At 65.1% G+C, this 13,446-nt stretch carries 19 protein-coding genes; 9 read left to right on the forward strand and 10 right to left on the reverse strand.

The features are described 5' to 3' along the window. Positions 1 to 85: 85 nt before the first annotated feature. Together ACMGF8_RS18815 and ACMGF8_RS18820 are read right to left on the reverse strand one after the other, a co-directional pair. Complete coding sequence (locus ACMGF8_RS18815; protein ID WP_207167692.1) at positions 86 to 1,423, reverse strand: sensor histidine kinase; 1,338 nt, start codon at positions 1,421 to 1,423, stop codon at positions 86 to 88. Further along, positions 1,423 to 2,115, reverse strand: coding sequence for a response regulator transcription factor (locus ACMGF8_RS18820; RefSeq protein ID WP_207167693.1), 693 nt, complete (start codon positions 2,113 to 2,115; stop codon positions 1,423 to 1,425). Before ACMGF8_RS18820 ends, ACMGF8_RS18815 begins: the two co-directional genes overlap by 1 nt. 180 nt (positions 2,116 to 2,295) lie before the next feature. Here ACMGF8_RS18820 and ACMGF8_RS18825 point away from each other — a divergent pair, with 180 nt between their 5' ends. Then, positions 2,296 to 2,991 carry a helix-turn-helix transcriptional regulator gene (locus tag ACMGF8_RS18825; RefSeq protein ID WP_207167694.1) on the forward strand — a complete coding sequence of 232 codons (696 nt, stop codon included), beginning with the start codon at positions 2,296 to 2,298 and terminating at the stop codon, positions 2,989 to 2,991. Between the two features lie 5 nt (positions 2,992 to 2,996). Continuing rightward, the gene (locus ACMGF8_RS18830) at positions 2,997 to 3,782 is read left to right on the forward strand and encodes a PhzF family phenazine biosynthesis protein (protein ID WP_207168040.1); all 786 of its coding nucleotides are present in this window, start codon (positions 2,997 to 2,999) and stop codon (positions 3,780 to 3,782) included. Positions 3,783 to 3,865: 83 nt separating this feature from the next. On the opposite strand, the gene ACMGF8_RS18835 is transcribed toward ACMGF8_RS18830, so the two are convergent. Beyond that, positions 3,866 to 4,294 carry an N-acetyltransferase gene (locus tag ACMGF8_RS18835; protein ID WP_416756955.1) on the reverse strand — a complete coding sequence of 143 codons (429 nt, stop codon included), beginning with the start codon at positions 4,292 to 4,294 and terminating at the stop codon, positions 3,866 to 3,868. 89 nt (positions 4,295 to 4,383) lie between these two features. On the opposite strand from ACMGF8_RS18835, the gene ACMGF8_RS18840 reads away from it, so the two are divergent. From ACMGF8_RS18840 to ACMGF8_RS18855, 4 genes are all read left to right on the forward strand, one after another. After that, positions 4,384 to 4,677 carry a hypothetical protein gene (locus tag ACMGF8_RS18840; RefSeq protein WP_207167695.1) on the forward strand — a complete coding sequence of 98 codons (294 nt, stop codon included), beginning with the start codon at positions 4,384 to 4,386 and terminating at the stop codon, positions 4,675 to 4,677. Between the two features lie 39 nt (positions 4,678 to 4,716). After that, positions 4,717 to 5,067: a hypothetical protein gene (locus tag ACMGF8_RS18845; RefSeq protein WP_060838961.1), complete on the forward strand. Its 351-nt coding sequence runs from the start codon at positions 4,717 to 4,719 to the stop codon at positions 5,065 to 5,067. A gap of 107 nt (positions 5,068 to 5,174) precedes the next feature. Then, positions 5,175 to 5,786 carry a hypothetical protein gene (locus ACMGF8_RS18850; protein ID WP_115582303.1) on the forward strand — a complete coding sequence of 204 codons (612 nt, stop codon included), beginning with the start codon at positions 5,175 to 5,177 and terminating at the stop codon, positions 5,784 to 5,786. Positions 5,787 to 5,802: 16 nt separating this feature from the next. Beyond that, positions 5,803 to 6,390 carry a hypothetical protein gene (locus ACMGF8_RS18855; protein WP_207167696.1) on the forward strand — a complete coding sequence of 196 codons (588 nt, stop codon included), beginning with the start codon at positions 5,803 to 5,805 and terminating at the stop codon, positions 6,388 to 6,390. A gap of 85 nt (positions 6,391 to 6,475) precedes the next feature. Here ACMGF8_RS18855 and ACMGF8_RS18860 read toward each other — a convergent pair whose 3' ends face one another. After that, positions 6,476 to 7,030: a UPF0149 family protein gene (locus tag ACMGF8_RS18860; RefSeq protein ID WP_207167698.1), complete on the reverse strand. Its 555-nt coding sequence runs from the start codon at positions 7,028 to 7,030 to the stop codon at positions 6,476 to 6,478. Between the two features lie 86 nt (positions 7,031 to 7,116). Then, positions 7,117 to 7,518, reverse strand: coding sequence for a hypothetical protein (locus ACMGF8_RS18865; protein WP_102864510.1), 402 nt, complete (start codon positions 7,516 to 7,518; stop codon positions 7,117 to 7,119). A gap of 122 nt (positions 7,519 to 7,640) precedes the next feature. Between ACMGF8_RS18865 and ACMGF8_RS18870 the strand changes: the two genes are divergently transcribed. Next, entirely contained in the window at positions 7,641 to 8,348 is a 708-nt protein-coding gene (locus ACMGF8_RS18870) for an RNA polymerase sigma factor (RefSeq protein WP_242553944.1), read from the forward strand. 81 nt (positions 8,349 to 8,429) lie between these two features. Here ACMGF8_RS18870 and ACMGF8_RS18875 read toward each other — a convergent pair whose 3' ends face one another. The 4 genes from ACMGF8_RS18875 to ACMGF8_RS18890 all read right to left on the reverse strand — a co-directional run bounded on the left by ACMGF8_RS18875 (position 8,430) and on the right by ACMGF8_RS18890 (position 10,579). Next, positions 8,430 to 8,744: a type II toxin-antitoxin system RelE/ParE family toxin gene (locus tag ACMGF8_RS18875; protein WP_102864511.1), complete on the reverse strand. Its 315-nt coding sequence runs from the start codon at positions 8,742 to 8,744 to the stop codon at positions 8,430 to 8,432. Then, complete coding sequence (locus ACMGF8_RS18880; RefSeq protein WP_207167700.1) at positions 8,741 to 9,022, reverse strand: ribbon-helix-helix domain-containing protein; 282 nt, start codon at positions 9,020 to 9,022, stop codon at positions 8,741 to 8,743. Before ACMGF8_RS18880 ends, ACMGF8_RS18875 begins: the two co-directional genes overlap by 4 nt. 108 nt (positions 9,023 to 9,130) lie before the next feature. Further along, positions 9,131 to 9,751: a LysE family translocator gene (locus ACMGF8_RS18885; protein WP_207167702.1), complete on the reverse strand. Its 621-nt coding sequence runs from the start codon at positions 9,749 to 9,751 to the stop codon at positions 9,131 to 9,133. Positions 9,752 to 9,991: 240 nt separating this feature from the next. Next, positions 9,992 to 10,579, reverse strand: coding sequence for an AidA/PixA family protein (locus ACMGF8_RS18890; protein WP_207167704.1), 588 nt, complete (start codon positions 10,577 to 10,579; stop codon positions 9,992 to 9,994). Between the two features lie 359 nt (positions 10,580 to 10,938). Between ACMGF8_RS18890 and ACMGF8_RS18895 the strand changes: the two genes are divergently transcribed. Continuing rightward, positions 10,939 to 12,135 (forward strand): PrpF domain-containing protein, encoded by a 1,197-nt coding sequence (locus tag ACMGF8_RS18895; RefSeq protein WP_207167706.1) that lies wholly within the window; start codon positions 10,939 to 10,941, stop codon positions 12,133 to 12,135. A gap of 148 nt (positions 12,136 to 12,283) precedes the next feature. Here ACMGF8_RS18895 and ACMGF8_RS18900 read toward each other — a convergent pair whose 3' ends face one another. Next, on the reverse strand, positions 12,284 to 12,625 hold the full coding sequence (locus ACMGF8_RS18900) for a low molecular weight protein tyrosine phosphatase family protein (protein WP_102864516.1): 342 nt from the start codon (positions 12,623 to 12,625) through the stop codon (positions 12,284 to 12,286). Between the two features lie 189 nt (positions 12,626 to 12,814). Here ACMGF8_RS18900 and ACMGF8_RS18905 point away from each other — a divergent pair, with 189 nt between their 5' ends. Next, positions 12,815 to 13,372 carry a helix-turn-helix domain-containing protein gene (locus tag ACMGF8_RS18905; protein WP_060843387.1) on the forward strand — a complete coding sequence of 186 codons (558 nt, stop codon included), beginning with the start codon at positions 12,815 to 12,817 and terminating at the stop codon, positions 13,370 to 13,372. The last annotated feature ends 74 nt before the right edge of the window (positions 13,373 to 13,446 follow it).

The following is a 13,446-nucleotide window of genomic DNA, read 5'->3' on the forward strand; positions in this document are numbered from 1 at the left end:
GGCAGAAACAGAAGATCACGAATGATAATGACTGCTATTTGCGAGTAAAGCGCATTAACTTTCTAAACACTTCCAGGTCGCGGGCCTAGGCGGCGGGCAGCAGCAGGTGCAGGCACAACCCGGGGTTGCCATTGCTGGCCCAGATCCGCCCCTGGTGCAGCTCCACGGCGCGCCGGGCGATGGCCAGGCCCAGGCCGAAACCGTCGCCCTGTGCCGAGTCCAGGCGCTGGTAGGGCTGGAAGATCCGTTGCAGGTCCTGCTCGGCCACGCCCGGTCCCTGGTCTTCCAGGCACAGGTGCCAATAGCTGCCTTCACGCCAGCCGCGCAGGCTCACCCGGCCGTCGGCGGGGGAGTAGCGGATGGCATTGCGCAGCAGGTTTTCCAGGGCCTGGGCGATGCTGTCCAGGTGCACCTGGACCCGGCACTCGGCGTCCAGCAGGCAGGGCAGGCGCTCGGCGTCCCAGGCGCTTTCAAAGCAGGCGTCCTCGCGCAGCGCCTCCCAGATCGACAGCACCTGCACCGCTTCGGTGGGCAGCTGCGGGCGCTCGGTGTCGAGCCAGGCCAGGTCCAGGGTGTCTTCCAGCAGGCGCTGCATGTCGGCGATTTCCCGGTCCAGGCGCTGGCGCAACTGCTCCGGCGGCAAGCGGCTGTCATGGGCGATGCGCAGTCGCGCCAGGGGCGTACGCAGCTCATGGGACAAGGTGCGCAGCAGCAGGCGCTGCTGGGCCAGGCTCTGGCGCAGGCGCTCGGCCATGTGCTCGAAGGCCAGGGCCAGCTCTCCCAGTTCGTCGTGGCGGTTCACCAGGGGCGTGCCCAGCCCCTGGCTTTCCAGGTCGTCGGCGCGCAAGGCATCGGCGCGGTCGCGCAGGCGGTTCAGGGGCAGCACCAGATGGCGATAGAGCAACAGGCCGAGCAGGGCGGCGAGCAGGGTCGGCACCACGCCATGGCTGAAGAGGTGGGTCCAGGGCGTCAGGCCGCTGGGCAGCAGGCGCTCGGGCAGTTGCAGCACCAGCCGGCCTTGTTCCGGGTGCTCGGGGAATTCGATGCTGACGTAGGGCAGCTCGTCCTGCAGGCGCCGGCTCATGGGCCAGTCGAGCTTGCGCATGAAGGTCAGGTGGCTGGCGTCCTCGGCGCTCAGCGGGGTGCTGCCCAGGCGTTGCAGGCGTTCGCCGAGCACCGCGACCCAGGTGTTTTCCTCGGCCGCCAGGCGTTTTTCAAAGGCATCCACCGCCGCTGCGCCACCCTGTTGCCAGGCGGCCTCGGCCTGCTGCGCATAGCGGGCCAGGTACTGGCGATCGGCGGGGTCGAGGAAGTAGGTGCTGCGCTCGGCCGACAGGCCCCAGGTCCAGATGATCCAGGTCAGCAGCAGGCAGAAGCCGATCTGCAGCCCGGCCAGTTTCCACAGCAGGGGATGACGGCGCATCAGTGACGTTGCGCCTCCACCAGGATGTAGCCGGCGCCGCGCACCGCCTGGATCTGCAGGTGCTGCACCCCGAGCTCGGCGAGCTTGCGCCGCAGGTTGCACACGTGCACATCCAGGCCGCGATCCAGGCGGGTATAGAGGCGGTGCAGTACGTGCTGATAGAGAAAGGGCTTGCTCAGGGTTTCCCCGGGGTGCTCGCGCAGGGTCACCAGCAGCCGGTATTCGGAACCGGTCAGGCCCGCGGCGCGGCCCTGGAGCAGCACGTCCTGGGCGTGTTCGTCGAAGCTCAGCAGCCGATCCAGATGGGTGGCCGACGGTTGTTGCACCCGGACCATGCGCCGCAGCAGGGCGTCGGCGCGGGCGTCCAGTTCGGCCAGGCTGAAGGGCTTGGGCAGGTAGTCGTCGGCGCCCCGGGTGAAGCCGGTGATCCGGTCCTGCTCGGCACCCAGGGCCGACATCAGCATCACCGGCGTGTCTTGCTCCTGGCGCAGGGTTTCCAGCAGGGCCAGGCCGTCCAGGCCCGGCAGCATGATGTCCAGCAGCACCAGATCGAAGCGGCCGGCGCGCACCGCTGCCAGGCCCTGGCGGCCGTCGCTGCAAGGGGTCACGGCAAAGCCGCGCTGGTGGAAATGCCGGTGCAGATCGTCGCGCAGTCGGGCGTCGTCTTCCACGAGGAGCAGGGTGGGGGTCATGGGGGCACTTGAAGGAAAGTATTTAATGAGAATGTTTTACATTTGCGAATATTGCCGCAATGTCCCGAGCGCTGCAATTGCCGCAATCGGCTGACCGGGCAGGGCATTGCAATCAACTAAAAGTTGAATATTCAACAGTGTGTTGATATTTTTCCCGTCCGCCCAGTTTGGTAAACACCAATGAACGTGCCTTCCGATACCCTTCTTGCCGAGCGCCAACTGGTCCTGCAGGTGCTGCGCAGCACCTTGCAGATGCTCGCCAGCGTGGTTGGCCAGCATGTGGAAATCGTCCTGCATGACCTGGACCGCCCGGAATCCTCGATCGTCGCCATCGCCAACGGCCATGTCACCGGGCGCCGGGTCGGCGACCCGGTGTTGGGCGGGCCGCGCCAGGACCTGGGTTTTGCCGCGGTGCTGAGTGCCCTGCAAGACCGCTCGGCGAGCACCCCGCTGGTGCTGGAAAACTACCCGACCCTGGCCCCCGACGGCCGCGAGCTACGCAGCTCCACGGTGATCTTTCGCGACCGCAGCGGTCAGCCCTTCGCCAGCCTGTGCAGCAACAGCGACCTGAGCGGCATCGCCGCCGCCCACGCCTGCCTGGGCCAGTTGCTGGGCCTGGGCAGCGCCCCTGCGCCGCGCCGCGACGAAGCCCCCGACATGGAGCAGTTGCTGGCCCAGATCATCCAGGGTGCCTGCCCGGCAAGCGCGACGCGCATGAGCAAGTCGCACAAGCTGGAGGCCGTGCGCCAGATGCAGGAGCGCGGGGTGTTCATCGTCAAGGGCGGGATCGAGAAGGCCGCCGCGGCCCTGGGGGTGACCCGCTACACCATCTACAACTACCTGGAACAGATCCGCGCCGAAGGCGCCGAGGAATGACCGCGATGCAACTCGATATCTTTCAAGTGGATGCCTTTACCTCCCACGTCTTCGGTGGCAACCCGGCGGCGGTATGCCCCCTGGAGGCCTGGTTGCCGGATGAACTCCTGCAACGCATCGCCCTGGAGAACAACCTGTCGGAAACCGCCTATTTCGTGCCCCGGGGCGAAGTGTTCGAACTGCGCTGGTTCACCCCGACGGTGGAAGTCGACCTGTGCGGGCACGCCACCCTGGCGGCGGCCTGGGTGCTATTCGAGCAGTTGGGCGAGCGCCGCGACGTGCTGCGTTTTGCCACCCGCAGCGGTGAGTTGCGGGTGAGCCGCGAGGGCGGCCTGCTGTCCATGGATTTTCCCGCCAAGCAGCCCGAGGCGCTGGCGATTCCTGCGGCCCTGTTGCAAGCCCTGGGGTTGCCGGCGGCCGAGGCCCTGTACCGCACCGACGACTATCTGCTGGTGGTGGACGACGAAGCTCTGGTGGAGGCGCTCAAGCCCGATTTCGCCGCACTGGCCGCGTTCGATGTGCGCGGCATCGCCGTGACGGCACCGTCCCGGGCGTTCGATTTCGTCTCGCGCTGGTTCGGCCCGCGGGTCGGGGTCAATGAAGACCCGGTCACCGGTTCCGCCCATACCTCCCTGGCGCCTTACTGGGCCGCGCGCCTGGGCAAGCACCAGTTGCGGGCGCAGCAGGGCGGGGCGCGCAAGGGCCAGCTGGAGTGTCAGGTGCTGGACAACGGGCGGGTGATCATCAGCGGCTACGGCGCCTTGTACCTCAAGGGCAGCCTCTTCCTCTGAAGCGGCGGTGGCGTTAACGAGCCGGCCTGATACCCGCCGGCGGATTTGTCTGGGCGCCGCTTGCGGGAGTAGAGTCGCGCCCTTCAGCCCGGCCAGGCCATGATCAGCTCGGCTTCTCCGGTATTGGGGTCAATGCCGTTGCCGATCACCTGGAATCCCTGCTGGCGGTAAAAGCCGATGCTTGGCAGGTTGGCGGCATACACCGCCAGTTCCAGGCGTGAGCGCCGCTCGCGGGCATCGGCCAGCAGCTGTTTGCCCACGCCCTGGCCCTGGTGCTGCACACTGACGAAAATCGCTGCCAACTGATCCTCATGCAGGCAATAGAAACCCAGGAGCTGGCCGTCGCGTTCGGCCACTCGGGTCTGGGCATGGGGAATGTAGAGGTTGCGCATGTCCTCGACCTTGGAGCGCCAGAAATCGGGGTCGACAAAATGATGGGCCTGGATCGAGGCGTCCAGCCAGAGCGCCAGCAACGCTTGCAGATCGCTGCTTTGAAAGTCCCTGATCAGCATGTTTGGGGGCCTGTCGGATTGAAATGTGCGCCGCACGCTACCCAGCTGGCGGCGGTCTGTCCAATTGTTGAGAGCCAAGGAAGTATTCGATGCTGGAAAGCAACCGCACCATCACCCTCTCGGGGGAGCAGGCCCTGCAAGCCCTGGCGGAGCTGGAGTTCGTGTTGATCTCGCTGCACAAGATGGGCGCCTACTACAGGGATAAACCCGTGGCCGACTACCAGCGCGCCACCACCGATTTCATCGATAACCAGCAGGTCACCCAGCGCCTGGCCCAGGTGCGCAGGATTCTCAGCGAGCCCTTCGACTGCACCCTGGGGGAGGACGACATGGACGACATCGAGCGTCATGTGCAGGGGCTCGAACTGTGGCGCCCCGAGTAACCGCGCGGTCATTACCTGTCGTTTTTCAAGGAACCTGCCATGTCCCGCATCAGCCTCGCCACGGCCACTCCCACCACCAGCCTGGCGCTGGTCAAGTTTCTCCATCAGCGCCTGGGCCTGTCCCTGAGCGTTGCCCAGGGCTATCTGCGCCGTGGCGCCGAGGGCTTCTTCTACAGCGCCAAGCTGTTTCACAACGACCATGTACAGCGCGAGCAGGAACTGCGCGACATCCTCGCCTTCTTCAACAGCGCCCAGGTGCCGCTGCTGATTGTCGAAAGCGACCCCGATGAGGAGTGGAACGGGGTTGCGCCCGAACCGTTGCAGGACTGCGCGATGCCCCAGGAGCACTTGTTCAATCTGCTCCAGGCCCATGAAGAGGGCTATCAATAGGGGCCGCAAGCGGGCCAGTGCCGCTCGACGCAATGCGCGGTTTTCCTAAAGTTCTGGGCGCCGGGGTCGAGACGTTGGTGCTGTTTGTCTTTCAATAAGGATATTTCGTGTTCAGAACCCTGCTCGGGGCCGCCGCCCTCATCGCCACCCTGGCGCTGACCGGCTGTGTCTCCTACCACGTCACCGGCCCGCTGGGCGCGCCGTTGCATCCTGCACCCATCAGCAGCCCGCGCACTGCGCAAATTGCCGATGTGCAGGTCACCGCTCCCGGTATCGACGAAGCCACCCGCACTGCCATCAGCCGCTCCCTGACCGCCCAGCTGACTCCCTACGTCAAGAGCGCCGGCTACTTCCGCCAGCTCAGCGAATTCCCCACCCGCCTGGGCGAGGAAGACGTGGTGCTGAAATTCAACATGACCTCCCTCAAGGGCCACCGCGCGCCCCATCCGGGCTACCTGCCCGGGGCCTTGCTGACCCTGACCGTATGGATCTGGGTCAACGGGCCGATCTACGTCGACAGCTTCGACCTGGCCGGCGAGCTGTCGATCGTCGACCGCAACGGCCAGGAACTGGCCAGTGCCAAGGAGCAGCTCAAGTTCGAGCGCAACGTCGGCCTGTACGGCCGCGAGTACTGGGCCCCGACCCAGGGCGCCAAGCAACTGAATGAACTGGTTGCCAAATTGCTCGACAACGCCAGCGCCCGGTTGGCACAACGCTAAGATCAAGGAGAGACACATGTTGGTTTCCATCAAGCACGTCCTGGTGCTCGGCGCAGTGCTGCTGAGCGGCTGCGTGTCCTACTCGCAACACGAACTGGCAGCCGTCGGCACCTGGCCTCCGGCGGCACAGACCACCGAGCAAAAGCCCAGCGCCTTTGTTCGCACCACCGCCATGTACCAGGTCAACGGCGGCCCGGCCAATGCCGCCGCCGGCGCTCCGGCGGCCGCCTGGGAAACCGTGGTGGCCGATGCCTACCGCCAGTCCGGGCGCTTTGCCCGGGTCAGCACCGACAAGGTCGAGTCGGACCTGTATGCCGAAGCCACCCTGTACAACAACGAACAGTTCAGCATGGCCTCGGCCATCATCACCGGCGTCACCTTCTTCGTGATTCCGTCAACGGCCAAGAACACCTTCACCCTGGAGACGGTGTTCAAGGACAAGGACGGCAAGGAGCTTGGGCGGATTCGCAAGAGCGAATCGGTGCGCACCTGGATGCAATTGCTGCTGATCGTCGCCATTCCTTTCCAGGCAGACACCCGCGACGTGGTCCAGCAACTGGCCCGCAGCACCCTGGATGAAGCGGTGCAGCGCAAATTGCTGTAAGCCTCGCGCCGAAGGCAGGATGCAGACAGAAACGCCGCGGGCTCTGATCGGAGCCCGCGGCGTTTTTTTTCGGATGCGGTTTATTTCAGCGCTGTGCCGACCAGTAGGCATGCAACAGCCGCGCGGCAGGTTCGATGGCCGCGATCTGCTGGCGATGCTGCTCCAGATCCAGGTCGGCGGGCAGCTCGAAGTTGTCCTGTTCGGCGCAGTCGATGATCAACTGCAGCGCCTGGACCTGCGGCGCCGGCATCTCCGGCCAGTTGCCCACGGCCACGCCGCGCAGGTAGCCGAAGCACCACTCTTCGGCCAGCAGCAGGTCCTGGCCCTGGTGCTCGGTGTGTTCGAAGCGCGCCTTGAAGGCTTGCGGGGCCTGGGTCAATTGCACGGCCAGGGTGTTGATGTGGCGCACGCACAGGTCGATGAACTGCCGGCATTGCTCCGGGGTTTCCCAGGCCGGGTTTTCGCCGCCCCAGATACCCGGGAACCATTCGGCGATATCGACCTGAGCGGGGCCCGACACCAGCGCGGTGAAGTAACCGTCCAGCTCGCAGGGATTGAGCACCGAGTGGTCGTCGCCGTACTGGAGCAGGGTGTCTTCGATCAGCTCGAAGTCGGCGGCGTTGAGAGGCGAGTTGGGCATGTACGGAATCCTGAAAAAAAGCAGCGGCAAGTTTCCAGCTTTGAGCCACAAGCCGCAAGCCTGCTGTTTGTAGCTGAAACTTGCCGTCAGGTATCGCGCAGCAAGTCCTGGGCATCGAGCAGGCGGTAGGCAATTTCCGGGCGGTTCTCCATGGCCCGGCGGATGGCGGCGGGAATCGACTGTCGGGTCTTGCGGCACAGGCCGGGGTGCTCGGCCAGGGCGATCGTGATACCGCGCATGCTGCGCACTTCGTTGTCGCTGGGGGTGATCTCCACACGGACCCCCAGTTGCTGGTAGATCCGTCTCTGCATGTGCTCCAGGTCCGCCAGGTCCTTGAGATTCTCCAGGCGTTCGAGCAGGCGTTTTTCCTCCTGGCGCGTCAGATTGAGGATGCGCAGGTCGGCTCCGGGGGTGTCCAGCAACTGCTCGCGCTCGCAGATGCAGGCGCCGGGCGGACAGGGTTGGCGAAGGGCGGGGCTGGGGTTCATGGGAAACCATCATAGCGAGCCGAACGCGGCGCGCAGAGAAATATATGCACGAGTGTGCATCCGTTCCCTAGGCTTGTTCGTAGGATTGTTACCTCGGCGGTAAAGGGGGCGAGCTGATGAGCATGGAGATCCTCGACATGGAATCTTTGCAGCACCTGCCACTGACCGCCGTCAGCGACGACTTGCAGTTATTGCCGTGCCTGCTGGCCGGCGAGCAGCGGGCCTTTCGCGAACTGGTCAGACAGCATCAGGGCGCCATGCGCTCGGTGGTCCTGGCGATTGTCGGGCAGCGGTACGTCGATGACGTGGTGCAGGACGCCTGGCTGGCGATTGTGCACAACCTTGGCGGCTTCCAGTGCCGCTCCAGCCTCAAGACCTGGATGCTGACCATCACCGCCAACGCGGCCAAGGGCTGCTACGTGCAGAACCGTCGCGAGGCGGGTCGCTTCGTGCGGCCGGCCCAGGCGGGCGAGCAGCGCTTCGCCGAGGAGGGGGACTGGGCGCCGCCGCTGGAGTGGCACGAAGACAGCCCGGAAGCCTTGCTGTGCGCCGAGCAACTGCGTGGCTGCCTGGAGCAGACACTGAACAGCCTGCCGCTGTTGCAACGCCGGGTCTTGTTCTCCCGTGAGCGCCAGGGCCACGCGCTTGAGGCGATCGGCGGGCAGTTGGGTATTTCGCGCAGTCATGTTCGCGTGCTGTTGCATCGCGCCCGCTTGCAGCTATTTGCCGCCCTCAAGCGCCATCAGGTAGGCGCCTTCGATCCTGTCGCGGGCGGGCATCGGCGGCGGGGCTCGACCGCCATCAAGGCGCCGACGTTCCGGGTGTTTTGAGTGCGGGGCGTGTTCATTCGCCTGCGGGAGCCGCCCTGGCTGGCCGTCCCCGCAGAGCCTTTGCGCTTGGCGTCATCTCTTTTAGTCGTCCCAATCAGCCAGAAGAGTGGTCTTGAAATCCTGGCCACCGTAAAAAACGCCCAAAATAACAACCTGTCGGGTATCGACGACAAAGGCGATCACAACCCGCTTGCGATAGTGGGTGGTGCGCAGGCCAGGGCGTATATCGTCCCGCTGGTTTCCCCGCTGAGGAAAGGTCTGTAACGCTTGGCAATGGCTCACGATGGCGTCGGTATAGCGTTGGGCAATGTCTGGCGAGGCTGCCGTGGCTATATAGCGATAAAGCGCGGTTAGCTGCTCCAGAGCTTCTGGAGCAAATTCGACGGTGTGCGTCATTCCAGTTTGTTGCGGGCGTTCTGGTGCTCTGCTGACAACCGAGCACGGACCTGATCGGCACTGAGTGTGTGTGAAGCGTCCGCTTTCAAGGCATCGTAGGCGGTTGCCACTTGGCCGGTGAGCCAGCTTTCCACGGCTCGATCACGGGCCATCAATGCCCGCAGGCCATCGCGTATGACTTCACTTTCGCTGGCATATTCACCAGTCGCGACTTTGGCCTTCACCGCGTTGGCCATCTGGTTTGGCAGCGTGATGCTGAATTGCTGAGTGCTACGCATGGGGACTTTCTCCAGCTGGATAGGATTTAATCCTACCCTCGCACCGAGCAAAATGCCTAGAACCCCTCATCCATGGGCTGTCCCCGTCCGACTGAAGGTTGTACTCCTCTAGCCCCGCCGCGCCATCAGCAGCACCGACGCCGCCCCTGACAACAGCAGCGCACAGCTGCGATTGAACAGGCGCTTGCCCCGGGGTTCGGCGAGCCAGCGGCGCATGTGCAGGCCCATGTAGGCGTAGGCGCAGATGGCGATCCACTCCAGCCCCAGGAACAGCGCCCCCAGGATCAGGAACTGCGGGCCCATCGACTGCGCCGGATCGACGAATTGCGGCAGGAAGGCGGTGAAGATCAGGATCGCCTTGGGGTTGCCCGCCGCCACCAGGAACTCCTGGCGGGCCAGGGCCCAGAGGCCGACGCGGGCGCTGTCCTCGCTCGCTTCAGTGCCCGGATTGGCCCGCCACAGTTGCCAGGCCAGGTACAGCAGATAGCCCGCGCCGAGGATCTTGATCCCATGGAACAACAGCTCCGAGGTTTGCAGGACCACCGCCAGGCCGGCGGCGGCCAGGGCGATCATGGCGGCGAAGGCCAGCAACCGGCCGCTGCCCGCCAGGCAGGAGTGGCGATAGCCGTAGCGGGTGGCGTTGCTCACGGACAACAGGTTGTTCGGGCCGGGGGCCATGTTCAGGGCGAAACAGGCGGGGATGAACAGGCTCAGGGTGGTGAGATCCATACAGTCTCCGGGACAAGGCAAGGGAACGGGCCCACGCCATCGGCGACCTCGGGGCTGGCCGGGAGGTTGTTGCGGCGGGGGTCGATAAAATACGGGCCGCGTCGGGCGGGAGGCAAGTGCCTGGTTCGCGGTGCATCAAGGCTTGGCCAAGATTGAGCGGGGAGCAGAGGCAGTGACAGTGATCGGGCAGGGCGACGGCAAGCCCCTCTCCCGGTGCCGACAGGGAGAGGGGCAAGGCACTCAGTTGATATTGATGTAGGGGTCCCAGTCGCAATAACCCACCACCTGGTTGTCACTGTCGACAATCATGAAGGCCCAGGTATAGGTGATGCTGCCTTGGCGCACGGCGCGGCCTTCCCAATAGAAATTCTTGACGCTCTGGGCGATGGGCTGCCCGGATGGATTGCTTTGATTGATGATCGGCATGGGCGTGTGGTTCAAGACCACCGGCGTGATGTCTTGCACGTAATTGGGGTTCTGTTGCGTCACGACCGGCGACGTCTGGGTGTACTGATACAGCAGCACCGTGTGGTACAGCCCCTCGGACAGGCTGGTGCTGCGCCAGTGGATCAGGTCGCCCTCCTTGAGGTTGACCGACAGTTCATCCGTACCTTCGCCGACTGGGGCGTTGTTGCGTCTGGCGACCATGTAGATCGCCTGACTGGAGAGCCTTACCCCGCCGGTGGTGAAGTTGTAGAGGTGGCTGGGCTGCGTCGGGTCGCTTTTTTGCAGGTTGAATGTCTGGCCGCTGTCGAATGTTTTGCCCTGGCTATTGAGAATGGTGTCCACATCAATGGTGACCATGATGTCGATGATGTTGTCGTTCATGTCCAGCTCCCTGCTGTCGCGTTAGATGCCTGGAGTGCCCAGGCAAACAGGCAATCGAGTTTCCGGGCGCGGCCACTGAGCATCGCTACCCGGGCCCCGGTTTGCCGGGCTTCGAGCTTGATGCACTTCCATGAAGTCGCGAGTGGAATCTAGATCCTCAAGACGGTTAGTCAAATGGCCCGCTGTAAAAAGAGCGAGCGCAAGACGAGCGGTGCAAGGCCAGGGCCAGGCGCCCACTTGGGCGTCTTCAGCCCGGCCACCGACCCGAGATTGGCCGCGAGGGTTTATCATGCCGCGCTGCCGCCCGTTGCCCGGCCGACAAGGGGCTGCTCTTTTCGCCCACCGTGGAGGCGCCCGCCATGCCCGATCTGCCAAAGCCTGCTGCTATCCCTGAGTTCCCCGTGTGCCACGCCCGTGGCGGCACCTCCACCGGGCTGATCCTGGCCCGCGAAGCGCTGCCCCGGGACGAAGCCCTGGTGGAAGAACTGCTGCGCCACCTGATGGGCGTGCCCCAGCAGGGCGAGTGGCCGGGCAATACCCAGATCACCGGCCTGGGCCGCGGCGGACCCACCAGCAACAAAGTGTTCATCGTCGAACGCCGCCCCGGCGAGACACGGATGATCAGCACCCTGGCGCAACTGGCGGCGGGCAAGAGCGCCATCGACTGGAGCGTCAACTGCGGCAACATGTCCGCGGCATTGCCGCTGTACGCCCTGCAACGCGGCTGGCTGCAGCCCGGGGAGGGCGGCGGGCAGATCGAGATCTACAACAGCAACACCCAGACCACGATGTATGCGCGCCTGAGCCTACGCGACGGCCGACTGCTCAGCGACACGCGGATTCCCGGGGTCAACGGGGTGTTTCCCGGGGTCGACCTGTTTCTCGACAAGCCGGTGGGAGCCAAGACCGGCGCGCTGTTTCCCAGTGGGCAACGGGTCGACCTGCTGGATGGGATTGCCGCCACCTGCATCGATGTGGCGGTGCCCATGGTCATCCTGCGCGCGGCGGACCTGGGCAAGACCGGGCAGGAGAGCCCGGCTGAACTGGATGCCGACCCACGGTTCAAGGCGCGCCTGCTGGAGCTGATGGTGCTGGGCGGGTTGCGCATGGGCCTGCGCCAGCGCGACGGCCGTTTGATGAGCGCCGACGACCTGCGGCGCAGCGAAACCATCCCCAAAATCTGCATCGTCAGCCCGGCGCGAGAAGGCGGTGATATCGCCACCCGCTACTTCACCCCACAGAACGCCCACCCGTCCCTGGCGGTGTCCGGCGGCTGCTGCCTGGCGGCGGCCTGCCTGGCCGAAGGCACCGTGGCCCATGCCCTGTTGGCGCGGGCGCCGGCAATAGGTGAAGGGAAGGGCGAATACCCGCTGGCGATTGAAAACCCCGCCGGAGTGCTGGAGACCCTGATCAATGCCCGACAGGTGGCCGGGGAGCTACTGATCGACGGCGCCGCCTACCGGCGCAGCGCGCAGATTCTGTTGCAAGGCAGCACCCCGCTGTACAACGCCTCCCCCGAACTGACCGCCGCCCTTGGCGCCGCACACCGCGCCTGACCCCGCCCGCATCCGCCTCATGTAGCCGCTGCCGAAGGCTGCGAACGAGCCGCAGGCTCGCCAGCGATCTCGCAACCGCCGAGGCCCCTGCGGTGCCTTGCGCAGCTCCAGCCGCCGCTCAGGCGGGGCCCTGAATGCCAAAGGCATATCAGCGAGCCGCGTCGCCATCGGGAAGAAACGGCGGCACCTTCTGCCGCAGCAACTGGATCAACTCCGGGTCCATGAAGTCGTAATCATCGGGGATGTTCAGGCACACGATCTGCTGGTTGTTCAACTGCGCCTTGAAGCGCTTGCGCAGTTTTTCCCGGTGGCGGGTTTCCATCACCACAATCAGCCCGGCCCATTGCACCAGCTCCGGGCCCAGGGGCACTTCGGCATCGTGATTGAGCCCGGCGGAGGCGGTTTCGATCCCTGGCCAGTCGGCAAACACCTGCTCGGCGGTGGGGCTGCGCAGCTTGTTCTGGCTGCAGACAAACAAGACATTGAGCATTGGGCCGAACTCCTTGGCACAGACACCCAACCCGTAACGGGCAGGGCAAAGGCGCTGATTTTTCGGGGCTTTTACCGCGCTGTCCAGCAAGTTGTGACGGGCCGGGCCAATGGCGTTGGTCAGCACCGGTTGCCCGCCAAGGGCTGTGGCTGCGAAACTGCCAGCCCCTTGACTTGCATCGCTCACGCCATGTCCGCAGCCCTGTTCACCTCACCCCATCTGGGCCTGGCCCTCAGGCGCTGGCGCCTGTTGCACCGGGTCAAGCAGCAGCACGCTGCCGAGCTGTTCGGCGTGGCGCAGTCGAGCATTTCCCGCTGGGAAAACGGCCGGCAGGCCATGGAGCCGGCGGAGCGTGCGCGCCTGGAGCACCTGCTGGCGGCCAACCTCAGCGCCGCTGCCGATCAGGCCCTGGCGCGGCTGGTGAATGACAGCCCGCGCGCCGTGCACCTGGTGTGCGACCTGACCCACCGCCTGCTGGCCTGTTCGCCGACCCGCGCCGCGCAGTTCGGCGTGCCCTTGAGCGAGCTGCTGGGCCAATCGCTGTGGGGCTTTTGCACCGAGGAAATCGTGCGCAAGGAAGCCGCCCTGGATGACCTGGGCTGGCGCGAAGTGCTGGCGCCGCCGTCCCTGGAATTCTTCAGCGGCCACAACGATTCGGCCATCGTGCCCATCGCCCCCAGCCAGTGCCGCTGGACCCGCCTCAACCTGTCCGACGGCAACGCCGTGCGGCTGGTGGAAACCCTCTGACGCGCTTGTCGAGGCACGTCACGCATATTTTATCCGTGGACCGGTTGCTGCCCGCTGGCTAGTCTGGCAAGCCT

Origin of the sequence: Pseudomonas sp. BNK-7 (assembly GCF_048072025.1) — a bacterium.
GTDB lineage: Bacteria > Pseudomonadota > Gammaproteobacteria > Pseudomonadales > Pseudomonadaceae > Aquipseudomonas > Aquipseudomonas danubii.